The organism is Brachybacterium netajii (SeqCode), from assembly GCF_054114245.1.
On the sequence record NZ_JBSYXB010000001.1, the window covers coordinates 586,111 to 604,841 of the forward strand.

An 18,731-nucleotide genomic window follows, 5' to 3' on the forward strand; every position below is an offset into this window, starting at 1 on the left:
TCAGGGCTCGCCAGGCGCCGGCGTGACCTCGGCGATCAGGCGGTCGCGGCCCACACCCGAGAGCGTCGACGGAGCAGCAGCAGGATCACGGCGATCCCGACGACGCCCAGCCCGATCGACAGACCCGCCTCGAGCATGTCCGGGGCAAGCCCGGATCCGCGATCCCACCACCCCAGCCGATCGAGCAGGGCGCCGCCGTAGACCGCGGCGAGGAAGGCTCCGTACTGCAGCACCATGATCGAGCCGTACCCGATCCCGTACCCGCCGAGCGCCGACATCCAGAGCATGTTCCCCGACGTCCGGCGCAGCGCGTCCCGCCCGCACCACAGGTGGGAGAGCAGCACACCGCCCGACCAGCGCAGCACGTCCTCCCAGAGCGCAGGATCCGCCAGGCGTTCGCCGATCGTCACCATGCCCGCCCCGTCGTCCATCGGTCCGAGGAGCAGGACCAGCAGGACGATCAGCATCATCGCGAGCTGGGCGGCGAGGATCCAGCGGGTCCGGGCCAGGACGTGCGCGGCGCGGGAGACGCCGAGCGCGCCCCGCAGCGCGGCCTCCGACGGGACGTCGCGCGCGGCCGCTCCGACCGGCAGCGCGGTGGCCAGCAGGAGGACCACGATGCCCGCCTTCTGCATCTGCACGGCCGCGAGGGCGAGCACCGCGAGCGCGATGGCACCGGTCCCGAGCAGCAGCGGTCGGTGCAGCAGGAGGTCCAGGCGGAGCGCGCGGCGGACGTCGGACCGCAGGACACCGCGGACGTCGGGCCGCAGGGCGCGGCGGGCGTCGGCCCCCGGGGTGCGGCGGCGGTCGCGACCGAGGTCGGCGGTGGGGGTCATGAGTGCTCCTTCGCTCCGGCGAGCGCGAGCTCGACCAGGTCGGCGAGGTCGGGCTCGCGCAGCGCGGTCCCGGGCGGGAGGCCGACGGCGTCATCGAGGGGCAGCAGCCGCTCGCGGGTCCCTGGACTGCGCGCGGCGCCGCGCGAGGAGCGTGCCGAGGCGTCGGCGGAGGGCATGAGGGCGACCAGGTGGTCCTCGAGCAGGCGGTCCACGTCGCCGGTGAGCACCGTGAGTCCTTCATGCAGGACGACGAGGCGGTCGACGAAGCGGTCCATGCCGTCGAGGTCGTGGGTCGACAGCAGGATGCTCCGCATCGGTCCGTCCTCCGTCGATCCGTCCCCCGTCGCCCCGACCTCCGTCGGCCCGCCGCCGGTCGGCCCGCTCCGCGCGAGGTGCTCCCGCAGGTCGTCGAGGAGCTCGCGCCGTGCGAGCGGGTCCATCCGCGCGAGGGGCTCGTCGAGCAGGAGCAGGGCCGGATCCTGCGCCAGCGCGACGGCGAGCGAGAAGCGGGTGGCCTGGCCGGCGGAGAGCCGGGATATCGGGGCGCCAGGGTCGATCCCGTGGCGCCGGAGATCGCGCCCCAGCGCGGGCACGTCGAGCGGGTCGCCGAGCCGACGGTGCAGCCGGACCACGTCGTCGGCCGACCAGTCCGGGGGCAGGAGCGGTGCATCGGGGACGACGCCGACTCCCGCCGGCCGGGCCAGGGAGGCCGGGCCGACGGGCGCGCCGAGCACCTCGATCGCGCCGGATGCCACCGGGACGGCCCCGGTCAGGGCGCGCAGGAGGGTGGTCTTGCCGGCGCCGTTGGTGCCGACGATCGCGGTCACGCATCCGCTGGGCGCGGTGAAGGAGACGTCCTCCAGGGCGCGGACGGTGCGAACGGGACGGAGCGGACCGCTCTGGCGGGCGAGCTCGACGCTCAGCCCTCGACGCGGACGGCGGCACTCATGCGACGGCCGCCGTCGGCGTCGCTCCGGCGTCGAGCCGGTCGATCCAGCCGCGGGCCCGTCGTCGGGCGATCAGCCCGAGTGGGACCCACAGGACCACGAAGCCCGCGATCAGGCCGCCGTAGAACGCGGGGCTGTCCATGCCGGCCACGATCGTCCCGGCCACGAGCACCCAGACCAGGGACAGCAGCAGCCCGGCGCCGAGGTAGACGAGGACGGAGATGACCGCATGCCCGTGGGCGGGGCGGTGCAGGATCGCGCTGCCGCCGACGCCGATCGCCGTGATCAACAGGACCGCCACCTGGTAGGCGAGTCCGATGCCGACGGTCACCAGGAGGGAGAGGCCGGGGCGTCCGGAGACCGCGAAGGTGGGACCGGCCGAGGTGACGGCCTCGTGCCCGAGGGCGGAGCACAGCAGCGGCGCGATGGCGCCGGTGAGGGCGAGCACGGCGGACTCGACGGCGATGAGCGCGATGCGCCCGTGCACGCGGTCGGCGCGGGAGGCGCCGAGGGAGGCCCGCAGCTCCGCGCGCTCGGGGGTGTCGCCCCGACCGTGGCGGTACCAGGCGAGCGCCGCCCAGATCGGGAGGATGGTCGCGAGGGAGTCGGTGCCCAGCGCGGCGACGACGAGCACCAGAGCGCACAGCAGGAGGCTGAGCACCCAGCGCGACGTGCTGAGCTGGAGCTCGAGGGCGAGGGCGCGGCGGACGGTCATCAGGGGGTGGCTCCCTTCGGGGTCGCGGCCCGCAGGATGTGCGAGACCAGGTCGACGATGTCGGGCCGGCGCAGCACGGCGCTCGGCGGGAGGCCGACGGCGTCGTCGGCATGCACGAGGGCCCGGAGGATCCCGCCTCGGCGCACCGGGCCGATCAGCCCCGAGGGCATCGGACGGGGACCGTCGGGGACCGGGCCGTGCAGGTCACCCGGGTCAGCGGGGTCGGCGGGGTCAGCCGGGTCGGCGGCGCACTCGAGCAGGAGATGCTCGTCGAGCAGGTCCTCGACGTCGCCCTCGAGGATCGTGGAGCCGTCGGCGAGGACGACGAGGCGGTCGACGAAGCGCTCCATCCCCTCGAGGTCGTGGGTGGACAGCAGGATCGACCGGTTCTCGTCGAGCAGGACGGTGCGCAGCTCGTCGACGAGGTCGACGCGCGCGAGGGGGTCCAGCCGTGCGAAGGGCTCGTCGAGGATCAGCAGCTCCGGATCCGTCGCGAGGGCGGCGCTGAGCGCGACCTGCAGGACGGCGCCGCGCGACATCGTCCGCAGCGGGCGGTCGAGCGGCACGCGGCATGCTGTCAGCCGCGCGGCGAAGCGCCCGTCGTCGAAGCGCCCGCGGCCCGTCGTTCGATGCGCGCGGGCTAGATCCCGCGGCCGCCAGGAGCTCGGATGCTCGGGAGCGTCGGGGACGACGGCGATGCCCGCGGGGAGTCCCGTGCGCGCAGCGCCCAGGATCGTGCCGAGCATCTCGACGTCCCCGCTCGTCGCGGGGATCGCGCCGGTGAGCGTCCGCAGGAGGGTGGTCTTCCCCGCTCCGTTCGCCCCGACCAGCGCCGTGACGCATCCGCGGGGAGCGGTGAAGCTCGCGCGGCGGACGGCGTCGAGGCGCGCGGCGGCATGGTCCGCGGCGCCGGCCGGCACGTCGAGCGCGTCCATGGCGACGCGCAGATCTCGCACCCGCACCGCCGGCTCCGGCAGGTCCGAGGGACGGCTCTCGCGATCGTCGCGGCGAGGAAGGTCGTTCACGGTCACTCCTCCGTCCGTTCCTCGGCCGACGCCTCATCGGCTCCGGCCGCGAGTCTCCGCTCGAAGCGCCGCCGCAGCTCCTCGTCCTCGATCCCGGCGCCGCGGGAGACCCGCACGGCCTCGGCGAGCGCTTCGTCGGCCCGGGCGAGCGCGCGGGAGCGGATCTCGTCGGCCCGCTGCTCGCGGACGAACACGCCCTTGCCGCGGACGGCGTCGGCGAGCCCGTCGGCGACCAGCTCGTTGTAGGCGCGCGTGGTCGTGATGACGCTGACGCGCAGGTCTCGGGCCAGGACCCGGATCGACGGAAGGGCCTCCCCCGACGCCAGGTCGCCGCGCAGGATCGCCTCGGCGAGGTGCGCGCGGATCTGCTCGTAGATGGGCGCGGGATCGGCGGGGTCCAACGGGATGTGCACGGTCCGCCCCCTCCTGCGCTCGCGCTCGCATGTCGACGACGCCGACTGCATCTACTGTTCATATTCACTATAGACAGTAGGGGTGGGGAGGACGCAAGGCGGACGAGAGGACCGCCGCGGCTCAGCCCTGCGGCAGCGCCCTCTCGTAGGTCGCGTAGACATGGCGCCGCTCGAAGCCGAGGGCGTCGTAGAGGCGCGTCGCGCCGGTCAGCGATTCGGCGTCGACCTCGAGCCGGGCGCTCCCGTATCCGGCCGCCGCCGCGGAGGCGAGGGTGCGGGCGATCATCGCGCGGGCGAGGCCCCGTCCGCGCGCCTCGGGGCGGGTGCCGACGAGCGCGATGTGGAGCTGCCCCGGCAGGTCCTCCGAGGCCAGCACGTAGCCGAGCACCGTCGCGTCGTCGGCGAGGGCGATCGTGGAGTGCTCGCGGCGGGCGGTGTGGGAGTCCCACAGGGTGCGCCAGCGCTCCGGGGTCGGCGGGGTCGATCCCCAGTGGTCGGCGAAGGCGGCGATGTGCGCCAGCCGGGTCGCCTCGGCGGCGCCCTCCGCCGGAGCCACGACCTCGATGCCCTCGGAGCTGTCCGCGCGGTCGATGCCGTGGGCGCCGTCCGCGCGGCCGATGCCGTCGGCGCCGCCGACGACCGGTGCCGCGAGCGGGGCACCGGGCAGGATCCGCTCCATCTCCAGCCAGCTGCGCACCCGCGAGAACCCGCGGGCGTCCAGCAGCGGACGGACGTCGGCGCCGCCGGCGACCGGAGCGGGACCGGCCGGGGCCGCCTCGCCCGTCGGCCCGCCCGTCGATCCGCCCGTCGCCTCGCCCGTCGGCTCCGGGTCGCGCCCGGCACCGACGCGCAGCACCGCGGGGACGCCCGGATGCAGCGCCGCGGCCCGCGTCTCGGCACGTGCGGAGAGCTCGTCGAGGATGCGTCCGCCCAGGCCCTGGCCGCGCCGCGCGGGATCGACGCCGCCCATCAGGGAGCAGCGGACCCGTCCGTCGCGATCACGGGCGACGGAGACGTCGACGAGCCCGAAGGCGAGCAGCTCTCCCCCATCCGCCGCCCGTGCCGCCACGCTGTCGCGGGCGAGGTCGCGGCCGTCCATCGTGAGCCATTCGCGGATGCTGGGCTCCTCGGCCGGATCGTCGGTGCCCTCGGCCGCATCGATGCGGTTCAGGAGGGCGGTGAGCGCGGGGACGTCGTCCAGGGTCAGGACGTCCCAGGAGACGGCGACCGCGGAGCGGGAGTCGGATGTGGGCGAGGCTGCGGGCGAAGAGGGCACCGGGCCATCCTAGGAACGGCGCTCCGTCCGCGGGCGCTCAGGCGAGTGCGGCGTCGTCGCAGGCCCGTCCTTCGGTGTCGACGGGGATCGACAGTCCGACGATCACATCGCCGAACTCCGTCACGGTGATCTCGGCGCCGTGCTCGTCCGCGGCCGCCAGATGCGGCTCCGTGCTCGCCTGCGCCGTCTCCTCCAGGTCCCCGAACCCGCGGGCGGCGAGCACCGGCCCCACCGCCTCGCCGACGGCGTCGCGCAGCCCCGCGGAGCCGTCGTTCATCACGGTGATCGATCCCGGATGCCACGCGCAGCCGCCATCGGCGGTCACGGCGTAGGCGATCAGGCCGTCATCCGCGCTGCGGACGTCGTCGAAGCGCTCGGCGAGGGTCTCGCGCAGCTCCTCGGCGATCCCGGCGTACTGCTCGTGCGCCTCCTCGACGCCCAGCGCCTGCGCGCGCATTCCGCAGCCGGGGATCGCGGCGGCGAGCAGGGCGACGGCGAGCAGGGCGACGGAGAGCCGCGCGACGGCCGCGGCGATGCGGGCTCGTCGTCGGGGGGCGGCGGCAGCGGTCACGGGGTCCATGGCGTCCCGATGCTAGTGCGGCCGGGCGACGCCCTCGATGGGGAGTGCTCCCCATCGCGCCCGTCGGCGCGCCCTTCCTACGGAGGACGGACATCACGAGGGGGAACATGTTCTTCGGAGCCGACACAGCACAGATGACCGCATGGTCGACCGACGCGGAGCGGGCGGCCGGCCAGCTGCGGGAGGATGCCGCATCGATCGCGGCCCGGGCCGCCGGATGCGCCTGGACCGGTCCCGATGCCGAGGACTTCCGGGCGTGCGCCCACCGGGTCGCCGGGGACCTCTCCTCGCTCGCCGACGCGCTCCTGGGCGTCCGTGCGGAGATGCAGCAGCACGCCGAGGAGCAGGACCATGCCAGCGATCCCGATCCCGGGCTGGCGGGCGCGTCGGACGGCGATGCGCCGCAGGGCGCGGACCAGGACGGGAACCCTGTCGGCCCCCCGGGGGGACTACGTCGAGTACATGCCCTTCGACGAGGGCTGGACGCCGGAGACCTCCGAGCGGGTCGCCGAGCAGGCGATCGACCCCGACATGGTGGAGCAGGGCGGCGTGGGCGACTGCGGCCTCATGGCCTCGCTGATGGCCCTCGCCCAGAGCGATCCCGACCTCATCCGCGACAACCTCGTCCGCAACGACGACGGCACGTGGACGGTCACGCTGTACAAGGACGGCCTCGCCGTCCCCATCACCGTCGACTCCACGATGCCGGCCGAGGGCGGGCATTCGCTCGTCCCGGCCGACCTGGACGGCGACGGCGTCGAGGAGTACCACGCGCGGTTCTCCTGGGTGACCATCTACGAGAAGGCGATGGCCGAGTTCACCAGCGAGTACGGCGCCCCGTCGTACGAGGAGCTGAACAACGGCGGGTACGGCGACGAGTACCTGACGATCCTGACCGGGAACGAGGCGCAGCGGACCGACGAGTCCTCGTTCGCCGATCTCTCCGCGCGCCTGCAGGAGGGGCCGGTCACGGCGGCGACCGAGCAGCCCCGGGAGTGGTGGCGCTTCACCGGGGAGGTCGACGACCCGACGATCGTGCCCAATCACGAGTACAACGTCCACGGCTTCATCCCCGCCGGCACGCCCGCACCGGACGGCACGGTCTCCGACGAGGACCGCATCCACCTCGACAACCCGTGGGGACCGGACGAGAACGACAGCGGCGGTCAGCTCGGCGACCTGTACCTGACCGAGCAGGAGTACCGAGACAACTTCCGCGCCGCCTCCTCGGTCGCCACCCGCTGATGCCGACCACGACGACGCCGACCACGACGCCCCTTCGAAGGAGACACCCATGAGTCAGACGCGCACGGCACGGCAGGGCACGCAGATCATCGCCGACGGGCTCCGCATCGGCGTCATCGGCGCCGGGCTGGCCGAGGGGGAGCCCGCCGCTCGCCTCGCCCTGCGGGACTCCTCGGCGACGCTCGACGTCCTGCTCCGCCTCGGCGAGCACGCGCAGACCGCGCGCACGCGGGTCACGCTGCTCGACGCGCAGGACGATCCCGAGGTCCCCGGCACCGGCACGGTGCAGCTCCTCATCGAGGACGTCGCCCCGTAGGGCCCGGGCGAGCAGGGCGCGAGCGTCCCGGCGGCGGACGAGCCGGCGTGGACCGGGCCCGCGTGGGACGGGCCGGCATGGGACGGGCCGGCGTCAGCCCTCCTGCTCGTAGGCGGCGGGGCGCTCCTGGACGGCGCGGAGGCGGGCGAGGTCGAGCTTGCGGCCGCGGTCGAAGTCGACCACGCCGTTCTTCTCCTGGAAGACGTCGGTCATCTGCGTGTAGCAGTAGCCGAACATGAGCGGGTCCTCGAGGAGCACGCGGGTGAGCCCCTCGAAGCGCGCGTAGAGCTCCTCCTCGCTGCCGATCCGCTGGCCGTAGCCCCAGGACTCCCCGGCGTTGTTCCCCGCGCGCTCCGCTTCGGCGGCCTCGCGCGCCTCCTGCTCGTTCCACCAGATGCCGCCGTACTCGGAGACGAAGTACGGCTGTCCGGCGTAGGCGAGGGAGAAGGCGCCGTCGGCGAAGGGCATCTCGTCGGGGCCGAGCTCGCGACGGTTCGCGAAGGGCGTGCCCTCGGCGAGGCCCGACTGCTCGGCGCGGAAGCGCTCCGGGTCCTGCTCGTAGGAATGGGAGTCGTAGACGTCGGCGCCCCGCACGCGATGGCTGTAGCCGGAGGCGTCGAGCACCGGGCGGGAGGGGTCGGCGAGCTTCGTCGCGTCGTACATCGCCTGCGTGACGTCGTCGAGCTGCGTGAGCCGGTCGTGGAGGACCTGGTGGGTCTCGTTCAGCGGGCACCAGCCGACGATCGAGGGATGGTTGATGTCGCGGGCGAGCGCCTCGACCCACTGGCCGATGAAGGAGGCGGTGGGCTGCTGGTTGTCGCCCGTCGGCCCCATGCCGGAGACGCCCCAGTCGCCGAACTCGCCCCAGGTGAGATAGCCGTGCAGGTCGGCCCAGAACAGCATGCGCTCCTCGAAGACCTTCTGGTGCAGGCGGGCGCCGTTGAAGCCGGCCTCGTAGGCGAGGCGGATGTCGGTGCGGAAGGCCTCGTCGTCGGGCGTGGTCATGAAGGTGTCCTCCCAGTAGCCCTGGTCCAGGACCAGGCGCTGGAAGACCTTCTCCCCGTTGATGCGGTACTCGTGCCCGTTCAGGGTCGTCGAGCGCAGGCCGGCGTACGAGGAGACCTCGTCGAGCACGCCGCCCTCGGCATCGAGCAGGCGCACCTGCAGGGCGTACAGCTCGGGGGCGCCGGGCCCCCACACGCGGATCGCGTCCTCGGGGATCGCGAGCTCGAGGTGCGGGGCGAGGTCGAGGTCCGCGCGCACGTCGGCGCGGGCGACCTCCGCACCGCCGGGCACGGAGGCGACGACCTCGAGGCGGGTGCCGGGCGTCGAGCGCGCGAGCGGCACGTCGATCGCGAAGGAGCCGGCGGCGAGCGAGGGGATGATGCGCAGGGAGCGGATCTCGTCGGCCGGGACGCCCTCGAGCCAGACCGTCTGCCAGATGCCGGTGGTGCGGTGGTAGGTGGCATGGGTGGCGCGGTACCAGAGGGACTGCTTGCCGCGGGCCTGCGGGCCGTCCTTGGGGTCGCGCGCCCGCACGACGATCTCGACCTCGCTGCCGGCGCCGACGCCCGCGACCTGCGAGAGGTCCGCCCGGAAGGGGGTGAAGCCGCCGCGATGGCGGGCGACCTCGACGCCGTTCGCCCACACCGTCGCGTCATGGTCGACGGCGCCCAGGTGCAGGATCGGGCGCAGGCCCTCCCAATCGGCGGGGACGGTGATCGTGCGGCGGTACCAGACCGCCTCGAGGTAGTCCCGCTCGCCGATGCCGCTGGCGGCGGTCTCGGGGGCGAAGGGCACGGTGATCTCGCCGGCGAGCTCGCGCTCCAGCAGGCCGCGCTCGCGCCCGGAGTCCGAGCGGTCGATCTCGAACTGCCAGGTGCCGTTGAGGTTCAGCCAGGCGGGACGGTGGAGCTGCGGGCGCGGATGCTCGGGCCGGGGCACGTCGACGGCGGCCGACAGCGGCGCGTCGAGCAGTCCGGCGAGCTCGTCGGCGCGCGCGAAGAGGGCGGTCAGGGACGCGGGAAGGGCCGCGGGCTGATGGGTCACGGAGGGGCTCCTCGAGGGATCGACGATGATCGCTGGGTCGTCCGCGCTCCCGGCGGGGCCGGTCGTCGCGATGCCTCCAGTGAACCGCAGCCCGACCAGAATTGCAACGTGAGAATTCTGTGAGCCGGGCCCGCGCCGGGAGCCAGCGGCTCCGACGTGCGGCTCCGGAGCCCGGCTCCGGCGCTCGGCTCAGGCGCCGGTGGATCCGCGCACGACGAGCCGATGGGCGACGACGCGCTCGGCGGCGGTCTCGGCGATCGCATCGGCATCGGCGAGGGCCGCGTCCAGCGCCGCCTCGATCAGCGTGTCCAGGTCCGGGGCGACGGTCGTCAGCGGCGGATGCGTCCAGGCCGACTCCGGCAGATCGTCCCAGCCCACGACCGCGACATCCTCGGGCACCCGGATCCCGCGCTCGGCCAGCGCCGCCATCACGCCGATCGCCAGCAGGTCGTTGCCGGCGACGACGGCGTCGACCTCGATCCCCTCGTCGAGCACGGCGAGCATCTCCGCGCGCCCCGACTCGCGGGTCCACAGCGTCGTGCGGCGCACCATCCGCGGATCCTGCTGGAGGTCGGCGAAGCGGCTGGCCGCGCGGAACCCGTCCAGTCGCAGCGAGTTCGGCGAGCGGACCGCGTCGTCGGCACCGAGGAACAGCAGGCGCCGACGGCCGTCGGCGACCAGCAGGCGGACCACGTCGGCCGCGGAGGCGACGTTGTCGATGGCCACGTGCACGACGTCGGCGCTGCCCGGCACGGACTCCCCCAGCAGCACCACGCGCGGCCCGCTCTCGCGATGCACCAGCTCGAGCGGCGCGAGGGCCGACGGCGAGATCACGACCGCGTCCACCGGACGGGTCGTCTGACCGGTGACGTGCGCGCGCTCGGTCTCGGCGCTGCCGAGGGAGACCTCGACGCTGACGCTGACGCCGCGGGCGCGGGCCGCCGCCTGCATCCGCTCGGCGAGGCGCGCGAAATAGGGGTTCTGCAGCTCGGGCACCACCAGGGCGATCGCCCGGGTGGGCCCGCCGCGCAGCTCGCGGCCGACGTGGTTGGGGACGTATCCCAGCTCCGCGATCGCCGCGAGCACCCGCTCCCGCGTCGCCTCCTTGACCACCGGGCGCTCGTTGACGACGTTCGAGACCGTCTTCCAGGACACGCCCGCGCGCAGCGCGACGTCCTTGATGCTGACCCTCCGAGCCATGGCCGCTCCCTCCCGCGTCTCCGACGCCTCCGCTGACGTCGCTGCCGACGCCGATCATCTCACGTGGGAACAGCGGGGCGAGCGGGGCCCGTCCGACGGGCGTATCTCACAGGGCGCCGTCGGCCGCTCGCCGGGAGGGCGCCGCGGGGCATACGGTGGGCGCAGAGTGCCGTCACCCCGCCGCGGCACAGGTCCCGCCCCGGTGCGGTGACAGCGCCGACTCGAGGCCGCCGCCGGGGGACCGTCCGTCGCAGGCCGGGATCCGGATCCACGATCCGCATCTCCGGGGCCCCGCGCCGTCGGGCCCGGGCGCTCTCCGACGTCGAGCGCGTCGTGCGGGACTTCACCGCAGAACGGATCACCCCACGTGACCTCCCCTGATTTCGCACGCCTCGGCGTGCCCGCCGAGCTGATCGCCGCCCTCGCACCGCAGGGCATCACCGATCCCACCCCCATCCAGGCCGCGACGCTGCCCGACTCCCTCGCCGGGCGCGACGTCCTCGGCCGCGGGCGCACCGGCTCGGGCAAGACCTACGCCTTCCTGCTGCCGCTGGTCGCGCGCCTGACGGCGACCCCGCGCCGCCGCGCCGCCCGTCGGCCCCGCTCGCTGGTGCTCGCCCCGACCCGCGAGCTCGCCTCGCAGATCGAGCGCTCCCTGATGCCGCTGCAGAAGGCCGCGGGCCTGCACAGCACCGTCGTGTTCGGCGGCGTCGGCCAGAAGCCGCAGGTCGACGCGATCGGCCGCGGCGTCGACGTGCTCGTCGCCTGCCCCGGTCGACTCCTGGACCTCATGGGCCAGGGCCATGTGGACCTCTCGGCCATCGAGATCACGATCATCGACGAGGCCGACCACATGGCCGACATGGGCTTCCTGCCGATGGTCCAGCGGATCCTCGACAAGACCCCGCAGAACGGTCAGCGGATGCTGTTCTCCGCGACCCTCGACAACGGGGTCCAGAAGCTCGTCACCCGCTACCTGCACGAGCCGGTCACCCATTCGGCCGACCCGGCCTCGAGCCCCGTCGGCACCATGGAGCACCACGTGCTCGAGGTCGAGCCCACCGATCGCTTCGACGTGCTGCGCGACCTCGCCGCCGCCCCGGGCCGCACCATCATGTTCACCCGCACCAAGTACGGCGCGAAGAACCTCGCCCGCAAGCTCAGCGCCCGCGGGATCGACGCGGTCGAGCTGCACGGCAACCTCTCGCAGGGCGCCCGCACCCGCAACCTCGAGGCCTTCGGCACCGGCACCGCCACCACGCTCGTCTCCACCGACATCGCCGCCCGCGGCATCCATGTCGACGAGGTCGCGCTCGTGGTCCACGCCGATCCGCCCGTCGAGCACAAGGCGTACCTGCACCGCTCGGGCCGCACCGCGCGCGCCGGCGAGTCCGGCACCGTCATCACCGTCCAGGTGCCCGAGCAGAAGCGGGACGTCCAGGACCTGATGCGCAAGGCGCGCATCACCCCGACCTATCACCAGCGCGTCACCACCTCCTCGAGCGTGCTGCAGGACCTCGCCCCCGGCGAGCGCACCGTCGCCGATGCGACCACCCCGGCGAGCGCCGAGGAGCAGACCTTCGACCAGCGCTCCGGCGCGCGCGGCCCCAGCGGTCGCGGGCGCGGCGGCCAGGGCGGCGGCCGCGGTCGCGGCGAGCAGGGCTCCTCGGACCGCTCCCGCCAGGGCGGCGGCCAGGGCGGTCGCGGGCGCTCCGGCGGCCGCGGGCGCTCCACCGAGCAGGGCACCGCGGAGCGGGGCGGCGAGCGCGGCGGCCAGCAGCGCTCCTCCGATCGCTCGCGCCAGGGCGGCGGACGTCCGCGCCAGGGCGGCCAGGAGCAGGGCGGCCAGTCCCGTCAGGGCGGGTCGCGCCAGGGCCAGTCCTCGCAGGGCCGGCAGGGCCAGTCCCGTCAGGGCCGCTCCTCCCGCAGCTCGGGCGGCGGCCTCGCGGCCTACTCCTCGAGCTCCACGGGCTCCTCGCGCCGCGGTCGCTGATACGTCTCCGCGCGCTCCGGCGCGCGACCGCCGATCGGCCCGGGTCCCCATCGGGACCCGGGCCGCTTGCATCCCTGCTGGCCGGAGCGGACACTCGGGCCATGGACGACGCAGAACCCGACACCTCGCGGCGCCCGACGGTGCAGACGCAGGACCTCACCCGCTTCGCCTGGCTCTCGATCGCCGCGGCGATCCTCACGATCGCTCTGAAGACGGGGGCCTGGGCGCTCACCGGCTCGGTGGGTCTGCTCTCGGACGCCGCCGAGTCGACCGTGAACCTGGTCGCCGCGGTCGTCGCGCTGATCGCCCTGCGGGTCGCGGCGCGGCCGGCGACGGACCGCTATCTCTACGGCCGGGCGAAGGCGGAGTACTTCTCCGCCGCGGTCGAGGGGATGATGATCTTCGTGGCCGCCGCGGTCATCCTGGTGAGCGCCGTCGAGCGGTTCGTGCATCCGCGGGAGCTGGAGAACGTCGGCTGGGGCCTGCTCATCAGCGTCGTCGCCTCCCTGGTCAACGGTGCCGTCGCCGTGGTGCTCCTGCGGGCGGGCCGGCGCCACCGCTCGATCACGCTGCGGGCCGACGGCCGGCACCTGATGACCGACGTCGTCACGAGCGCCGGCGTGCTCGTCGGCGTGGGCCTGGTGGCGCTGACCGGCTGGATCCGCCTGGACGCGGTGGTCGCCTTCGCGGTCGGCGTCAACATCGTCATCACCGGCATCCGGCTCATCACCGAGTCCGCCTCCGGGCTCCTCGACAAGGCCCTCGACGACGAGGACCACGAGGTCATCACCGAGATCCTGCGCCGACGCAGCGCCGACGGGCGGATCGCCTTCCACGGCCTGCAGACCCGCGAGGCCGGGCAGGAGAAGTTCATGACCCTCCATGTGCTGGTGCCCGACGAGTGGACCGTGAAGCAGGGGCACGACTGCATCGAGGAGGTCGAGATCGAGCTCATGCGGGCCCTGCCCGGGCTGCGGGTCCTCACCCACCTCGAGCCCATCTCCGATCCCGCGAGCTACGAGGACATCCCCGAGGCGCATGTCCCGATCCACGGCGATGCCGGGGAGGCGACGAGCCCGCCCGGCTGATCCGTCCGTCCGCGTCCGTCATCCGCCGCCGTCAGCCGTCGCCGGCCGCCGTCGGCCGTCGTCCACATCCTGCGTCCGACGGTGCGGGCGTCGGCGCCGCTCCCTACGATGGCAGGGCGCCGGAGCGCGTCGCGCGGCCCGCCGACGGTCCGGCCGACGAAGGGGGAACCATGTCGAACGCACCGTACGGATCGGGAGGGGGACCGGTCATCCGCGGCGAGATCGTCCCGGCGGCGCAGCCGGTGCCGCTGCAGCCGCTGCCGGGGCAGCCGCCGGTCGTGATGCTCGCGCCCGAGAAGAGCGTGGCCACCGCCTTCGTGCTGACCTTCTTCTTCGGCCCGCTCGGGATGCTCTACTCGACCGTCGTCGGCGGGCTCGTGATGCTGGGCATCGACCTCGTCGTCAGCGTCGTCGGCTGGATCCTGACGGCGATCTCGCTGGGCCTCGGCCTGTTCCTCCTCATCCCGGCGTACATCGTGATCGCGATCGTGTGCCTCGTGTGGAGCTGCATGGCCGCCTCCGCGCACAACGAGCGCCAGCGGGCCACCGCCCACGCGATGGCGTACGGCGCAGGGGCGCCCGTCGGCTACCGCTGAGCCCGGCGGCGCCTCTGCCGGGCGGGGCGTCAGCCCAGCGGGGCGCCAACCCGGCGGGGCGTCAGCCCAGCAGCATCGCCGCGCGCCGGTCGGAGGCGGCGAGCGCCTCGCGGTCGTAGGTGGAGCCGGAGAGGAGGAGCTCGTCGGCCGCCGTCGTCTCCAGCAGTCGGCCGACGCGGGCGCGCACGGTCGCCTCGGAGCCGGCCCAGGCGGTGTCGAGACCGTGCTCGAGGCGGGTGCGCTCGCGGTCCGGGAGGTCGAGCCGCCTGATCGCGACGGGGTCCTCGAGCGGCGGGAACGCACCGGTCATGCGTGAGGAGACCATCGCCCAGACCTCGGGGAGAGCGAGCTCGCGGGCCTCGGCGTCAGTGTCGGCGACCAGCAGGTCGATCGAGAGCATGACGTGCGGAACGCTGCCGCGATGGGGGCGGAAGCCGCGACGGTAGGCGGCCAGTCGCTCGGGCAGGTCGTCGGCGAGCAGCGCCGGACCGCCGAGCACGACGCCGAGGCCCAGCTCGGCGGCGGTGCGCAGGCCCTCGCCGGTGGCGAGCAGGTGGATCGGCGGGGGCGCGTCGGCCGACGGGCGGGCGGTGATCCCGGCGGCGCCGGCGAGGAGGTCCCGCACCTCCCCCACCTCGACGGCGAAGTCCTCGGGGCTCGCCTCCGTGCGTCCGAGGGCCTCGCGGACGGGGGCGGTGAAGCCGAGCGAGCGTCCCAGCCCCAGGTCGATGCGGCCCGGGGTCAGCGCCTCCAGCATGAGGAACTGCTCGGCGACGACGAGCGGGCGGTGGTTCGGGAGCATGACCCCGCCGGAGCCGAGCCGGATCCGGTGCGTGCGCTGGCCGATCGCGGCGAGCAGCACCGCCGGGGATCCGCTCGCGATGCCCGGGACCGCGTGATGCTCGGCGACCCAGAAGCGGTGATAGCCGGCCTCCTCGGCGGCGACGGCGCGCTCGAGGCTATGGCCGAGCGCCGTCTGCTCGGCCAGTCCGATGCGCGTGCGCGTCCGATCCAGCAGGGAGAGTTCCACGGCATCCGCAACGCCGGGACCCCCTGGTCTCTTCCCGATCGAGGGCCCCGGCGCCGGTGATCCTTCCCCTGGCCCGGACCCCCTCCACGACCCGCGGAGCGTCGATAGGCTCGCCGCATGAGCACTCCGCATATCCCGCTGTCGATCCTCGATCTGGTCCCCATCAGCGAGGGCCAGAGCACCCGCGACGGGGTCGAGACGTCGATGGCGTCCGCGCAGGCCGCGGACCGCTCCGGCTTCCACCGCTACTGGTTCGCCGAGCACCACAACACGGCCTCGCTGGCCTCGAGCGCGACGAGCCTGCTGATCGACCGCGCCGCCTCGCTCACCGAGCGGATCCGCGTCGGCTCCGGCGGCATCATGCTCCCCAACCACTCCCCGCTCGCGGTCATCGAGCAGTTCGGCACGCTTGTGCAGTTCCACGGCGACCGCATCGACCTCGGTCTCGGCCGGGCGCCCGGCACCGACCAGTACACGGCGCAGCTGCTGGCCCGCACCTCCGCGGAGCCGGCCGCGTTCATCGCCGCCGTCGAGCAGATGCGCGACTGGTCCCATGCGGAGCCGAGCGGTCAGCTGCCGATCCGCGCCGCAGTCGCCGAGGGCACCGAGGTGCCGATGTGGATCCTCGGATCCACCACCAACGGTGCGCGCCTGGCCGCGCAGCTGGGCATGCCCTTCTCCGTCGCCTCGCACTTCGCGCCCTTCCAGTACCTCGATGCGCTGCGCGTGTACCGCGAGAGCTTCTCCGCCACCCAGAGCGAGGCCGCGCAGATCGAGGCCCCGCACACGATGGTCGGCGTGAACGTCGTCATCGCCCCCACCGATGCGGAGGCGCAGCACCTGTTCACCACGAACGTGCAGCAGTTCCTCGGCGTCATCACCGGTCAGCGTCTGAAGACGCAGCCGCCGCGGGACCTCGAGAACCTGTACCCCGAGCACCTGCTCCAGCAGGTCGAGCAGACCCTCTCGATCCGCGCCGTCGGCTCGCCGAGCACGGTGGTCGCCCAGCTGGAGGAGATCGTCCGGGTCACCGAGGCCGACGAGCTCATCGTCTCCGCGAACTACTTCGACCCGGAGCATCGCGTGCGCGGGATCGAGCTGCTCGCCGAGGCCTGGGGGCTCTGACCCCAATGGTTCGACGGACGACCGCCGCCGGCGCGACCGCCACCGGCGCGACCACCGCCGGCGCGACCGCCACCGGCGCGACCACCGCCGACGCGGCAGCGTCGGCGGCTCCGGCCGTCCGTCGAGCGCTCCTCGGGCTCTCCGCGCTCTGCCTCGCGGCGGCCGGTCTCGCCGGGTGCACGATGCCGACGGGCGGGACGGATCCCGACGGCGACACCGGCTGGGCGCTCGACGAGGACAGCGGACGCTACTACCGCACCGGCCTGCTCGAGCTGTCGAGCGGCACCGTCCGCGAGCACTTCCCCTCGCTCACGGGCCTCGGCACCGTCACCTTCGCCGACGGCAGCTTCACCGAGCCCGGCGGCCGCGAGATCCTGCCCGCGCAGGACGACTACTGGTGGCAGGCACGGGTCGAGCTCGACCCGGCCGTCGTCGCGGCCCTGATCGAGGACTCCTCGTCGGACGCCGAGACCATCCCCGACGAGACGCTCCGCCTCGCGCTCGTGCCCACCCTGGAGCAGGGCCTGCCCGCCTGTCCCGACGGCTGGGTCTCGGTCGCCGACGGACTCGCCGAGGACACCGCATCGTCGGACCACTCCGCCGCCGGCGACGCGATCGAGGTCGCCGCGGTCTGCCCGGGCGGCGATGAGCTGGTGCTCGCGCTGCATGACATGTGACGCCGACGGCGCCGCCGCCGCGCCCGCTGTGACGTCCGCCCCGCGGCGGCGCCCGCACGTGACCGTGCATGACACGGGACCCGCGCCCCTCTGCCGCCGCGCGCGTCGGACCTGCATAATCCCCTCATGAGTGCTTTGGTCCTGCAGTCCGACTTCGGGCTCGACGACGGCGCGGTCAGCGCGATGTACGGCGTCGCCGTGGGCGTCGATCCTGCCCTGCGGATCCACGACGTCACCCACAACATCCCTCCCTACGACATCTGGGAGGGCTCCTACCGCCTCGCCCAGGTCCTCTCCTACTGGCCCGAGGGGACGGTGTTCGTCTCGGTCGTGGATCCGGGCGTCGGCTCGGACCGGCTGTCCGTCGTCGCGCGCCTCGCGACCGGACATCTCGTGGTCACCCCGGACAACGGCACCCTCACGCACCTCGATGCGATCTTCGGCGTCGCCGAGCTGCGCGAGATCGACGAGTCGCAGCACCGTCGTCCGGGCTCCGAGGAGTCCTACACCTTCCACGGCCGCGACATCTACGCCTTCACCGGTGCCCGGCTCGCCTCGGGCGCCGCCTCCTTCGAGGACATCGGGCCCGCCCTCAGCGTCGCCGACGTCGTCCGCCTGCCGATCATTCCGCCGGAGCTCACCGACCACGGCGTCACCGGCACGATCGACACCCTCGACGTGCGCTACGGCTCCCTGTGGACCTCGATCCCCCGCACGCTGTTCGCGCAGCTCGGCGTCTCCCCCGGCGACCGGGTCACCGTGCGCGTGCGCCACCACGACACCGTGGTCCACGCCGCCCAGGTCACCTACGCCCGCAGCTTCGCCGCCGTCGAGGTGGGCGAATCCCTGCTCTACGTCAACTCCCTGGACCGCATGGCGATCGCCATCAACCGCGGCCATTACGCGCGGGCCTTCTCCCTGGGCACCGGCGCCTCCTGGCACGTGACCCTCGACCCCGTCCGCTGACCGCGCGGCCCCACGGCCCTCCCCCGCAGTCCCCATCCCCCTCATTCCCCGCGTCCCCCTCATTCCCCCTCCGGAGGCTCCCCATGACCCGCACCCACTCGCCCGTGACCCAGGTGGTCGCGATCGGCATCGGCGCCGCCCTGTTCTTCGTGCTCGGCCGCTTCGTCGCGATCCCGTCGTTCCTGCCGAACACCTCGATCTCCATCCAGTACGCGATCCTCGCCGTCCTCGCCGTCCTCTACGGCCCCCTCGTCGGCTTCCTCGCCGGTCTCATCGGGCATGTGCTCGTCGACGCCACCGGCTACGGCATCTGGGTCTCCTGGGAGCTCGGCTCCGCCGTGTTCGGCCTGATCGTGGGCTTCGCCCTGCTCCGCAACGCCATCGAGGACGGCGAGTTCACTCGCGGCACCGCGATCCGCGTGAACCTCGCGATCATCGTCGCCAACGCCGTGGCCTGGCTGCTCGTCGCCCCGCTCGGCGACGTCCTGATCTACGCGGAGCCGGCCGGGAAGGTGTGGGCGCAGGGCGGCTTCGCCTTCATCGCCAACACGCTGACCGCCGGCATCCTCGGCACGATCATCCTCGCCGCCTACGCCCGCACCCGCACCCGCACCGGCTCGCTGAGCCATGATCAGTGAGCTCGGCGTCGCCGGC

19 protein-coding genes are annotated in these 18,731 nt (G+C 74.0%); 9 read left to right on the plus strand and 10 right to left on the minus strand.

Annotated features, from left to right (window positions below; translation table 11 throughout):
- Positions 1-35: 35 nt before the first annotated feature.
- The 7 genes from ACXET9_RS02615 to ACXET9_RS02645 form a co-directional block, all read right to left on the minus strand.
- The gene (locus ACXET9_RS02615) at positions 36-836 is read right to left on the minus strand and encodes a hypothetical protein (RefSeq protein WP_457884584.1); all 801 of its coding nucleotides are present in this window, start codon (positions 834-836) and stop codon (positions 36-38) included.
- Positions 833-1,759, minus strand: a complete 927-nt coding sequence (locus ACXET9_RS02620; protein WP_457884978.1) for an ATP-binding cassette domain-containing protein — start codon at positions 1,757-1,759, stop codon at positions 833-835. The genes ACXET9_RS02615 and ACXET9_RS02620 overlap by 4 nt, the downstream gene beginning before the upstream one ends.
- A 22-nt stretch (positions 1,760-1,781) precedes the next feature.
- Positions 1,782-2,498 (minus strand): hypothetical protein, encoded by a 717-nt coding sequence (locus tag ACXET9_RS02625; RefSeq protein WP_457884586.1) that lies wholly within the window; start codon positions 2,496-2,498, stop codon positions 1,782-1,784.
- Positions 2,498-3,523 (minus strand): ATP-binding cassette domain-containing protein, encoded by a 1,026-nt coding sequence (locus tag ACXET9_RS02630; protein ID WP_457884588.1) that lies wholly within the window; start codon positions 3,521-3,523, stop codon positions 2,498-2,500. The genes ACXET9_RS02625 and ACXET9_RS02630 overlap by 1 nt, the downstream gene beginning before the upstream one ends.
- Positions 3,524-3,525: 2 nt before the next feature.
- Positions 3,526-3,936: a GntR family transcriptional regulator gene (locus ACXET9_RS02635; RefSeq protein WP_457884590.1), complete on the minus strand. Its 411-nt coding sequence runs from the start codon at positions 3,934-3,936 to the stop codon at positions 3,526-3,528.
- 121 nt (positions 3,937-4,057) lie between these two features.
- Positions 4,058-5,212: a GNAT family N-acetyltransferase gene (locus ACXET9_RS02640; protein ID WP_457884591.1), complete on the minus strand. Its 1,155-nt coding sequence runs from the start codon at positions 5,210-5,212 to the stop codon at positions 4,058-4,060.
- A gap of 37 nt (positions 5,213-5,249) precedes the next feature.
- On the minus strand, positions 5,250-5,792 hold the full coding sequence (locus ACXET9_RS02645; protein ID WP_457884593.1) for a hypothetical protein: 543 nt from the start codon (positions 5,790-5,792) through the stop codon (positions 5,250-5,252).
- 351 nt (positions 5,793-6,143) lie between these two features.
- Here ACXET9_RS02645 and ACXET9_RS02650 point away from each other — a divergent pair, with 351 nt between their 5' ends.
- Positions 6,144-7,037, plus strand: coding sequence for a C2 family cysteine protease (locus ACXET9_RS02650; RefSeq protein WP_457884595.1), 894 nt, complete (start codon positions 6,144-6,146; stop codon positions 7,035-7,037).
- Positions 7,038-7,086: 49 nt separating this feature from the next.
- On the plus strand, positions 7,087-7,353 hold the full coding sequence (locus ACXET9_RS02655; protein ID WP_457884596.1) for a hypothetical protein: 267 nt from the start codon (positions 7,087-7,089) through the stop codon (positions 7,351-7,353).
- A gap of 93 nt (positions 7,354-7,446) precedes the next feature.
- Here the strand turns inward: ACXET9_RS02655 and ACXET9_RS02660 are convergent, their stop codons facing one another.
- Positions 7,447-9,402, minus strand: a complete 1,956-nt coding sequence (locus tag ACXET9_RS02660; protein ID WP_457884597.1) for a glycoside hydrolase family 2 protein — start codon at positions 9,400-9,402, stop codon at positions 7,447-7,449.
- Positions 9,403-9,591: 189 nt separating this feature from the next.
- Positions 9,592-10,602, minus strand: a complete 1,011-nt coding sequence (locus ACXET9_RS02665; RefSeq protein WP_457884598.1) for a LacI family DNA-binding transcriptional regulator — start codon at positions 10,600-10,602, stop codon at positions 9,592-9,594.
- Between the two features lie 367 nt (positions 10,603-10,969).
- On the opposite strand from ACXET9_RS02665, the gene ACXET9_RS02670 reads away from it, so the two are divergent.
- The 3 genes from ACXET9_RS02670 (at position 10,970) to ACXET9_RS02680 (ending at position 14,279) form a co-directional block, all read left to right on the plus strand.
- Positions 10,970-12,595, plus strand: a complete 1,626-nt coding sequence (locus tag ACXET9_RS02670; protein ID WP_457884600.1) for a DEAD/DEAH box helicase — start codon at positions 10,970-10,972, stop codon at positions 12,593-12,595.
- A 101-nt stretch (positions 12,596-12,696) separates the two neighbouring features.
- The gene (locus tag ACXET9_RS02675) at positions 12,697-13,683 is read left to right on the plus strand and encodes a cation diffusion facilitator family transporter (RefSeq protein ID WP_457884602.1); all 987 of its coding nucleotides are present in this window, start codon (positions 12,697-12,699) and stop codon (positions 13,681-13,683) included.
- 170 nt (positions 13,684-13,853) lie between these two features.
- The gene (locus tag ACXET9_RS02680) at positions 13,854-14,279 is read left to right on the plus strand and encodes a hypothetical protein (protein ID WP_457884603.1); all 426 of its coding nucleotides are present in this window, start codon (positions 13,854-13,856) and stop codon (positions 14,277-14,279) included.
- 61 nt (positions 14,280-14,340) lie between these two features.
- Here ACXET9_RS02680 and ACXET9_RS02685 read toward each other — a convergent pair whose 3' ends face one another.
- Complete coding sequence (locus ACXET9_RS02685) at positions 14,341-15,309, minus strand: MsnO8 family LLM class oxidoreductase (RefSeq protein ID WP_457884604.1); 969 nt, start codon at positions 15,307-15,309, stop codon at positions 14,341-14,343.
- Positions 15,310-15,426: 117 nt separating this feature from the next.
- Between ACXET9_RS02685 and ACXET9_RS02690 the strand changes: the two genes are divergently transcribed.
- The 4 genes from ACXET9_RS02690 to ACXET9_RS02705 all read left to right on the plus strand — a co-directional run bounded on the left by ACXET9_RS02690 (position 15,427) and on the right by ACXET9_RS02705 (position 18,715).
- Positions 15,427-16,434, plus strand: a complete 1,008-nt coding sequence (locus tag ACXET9_RS02690; RefSeq protein WP_457884605.1) for an LLM class flavin-dependent oxidoreductase — start codon at positions 15,427-15,429, stop codon at positions 16,432-16,434.
- Between the two features lie 5 nt (positions 16,435-16,439).
- Positions 16,440-17,111: a hypothetical protein gene (locus tag ACXET9_RS02695; protein ID WP_457884607.1), complete on the plus strand. Its 672-nt coding sequence runs from the start codon at positions 16,440-16,442 to the stop codon at positions 17,109-17,111.
- Between the two features lie 126 nt (positions 17,112-17,237).
- Positions 17,238-18,077 (plus strand): SAM hydrolase/SAM-dependent halogenase family protein, encoded by an 840-nt coding sequence (locus ACXET9_RS02700; protein ID WP_457884608.1) that lies wholly within the window; start codon positions 17,238-17,240, stop codon positions 18,075-18,077.
- Positions 18,078-18,160: 83 nt separating this feature from the next.
- Positions 18,161-18,715 carry an ECF-type riboflavin transporter substrate-binding protein gene (locus tag ACXET9_RS02705; protein WP_457884609.1) on the plus strand — a complete coding sequence of 185 codons (555 nt, stop codon included), beginning with the start codon at positions 18,161-18,163 and terminating at the stop codon, positions 18,713-18,715.
- Positions 18,716-18,731 lie beyond the last annotated feature (16 nt).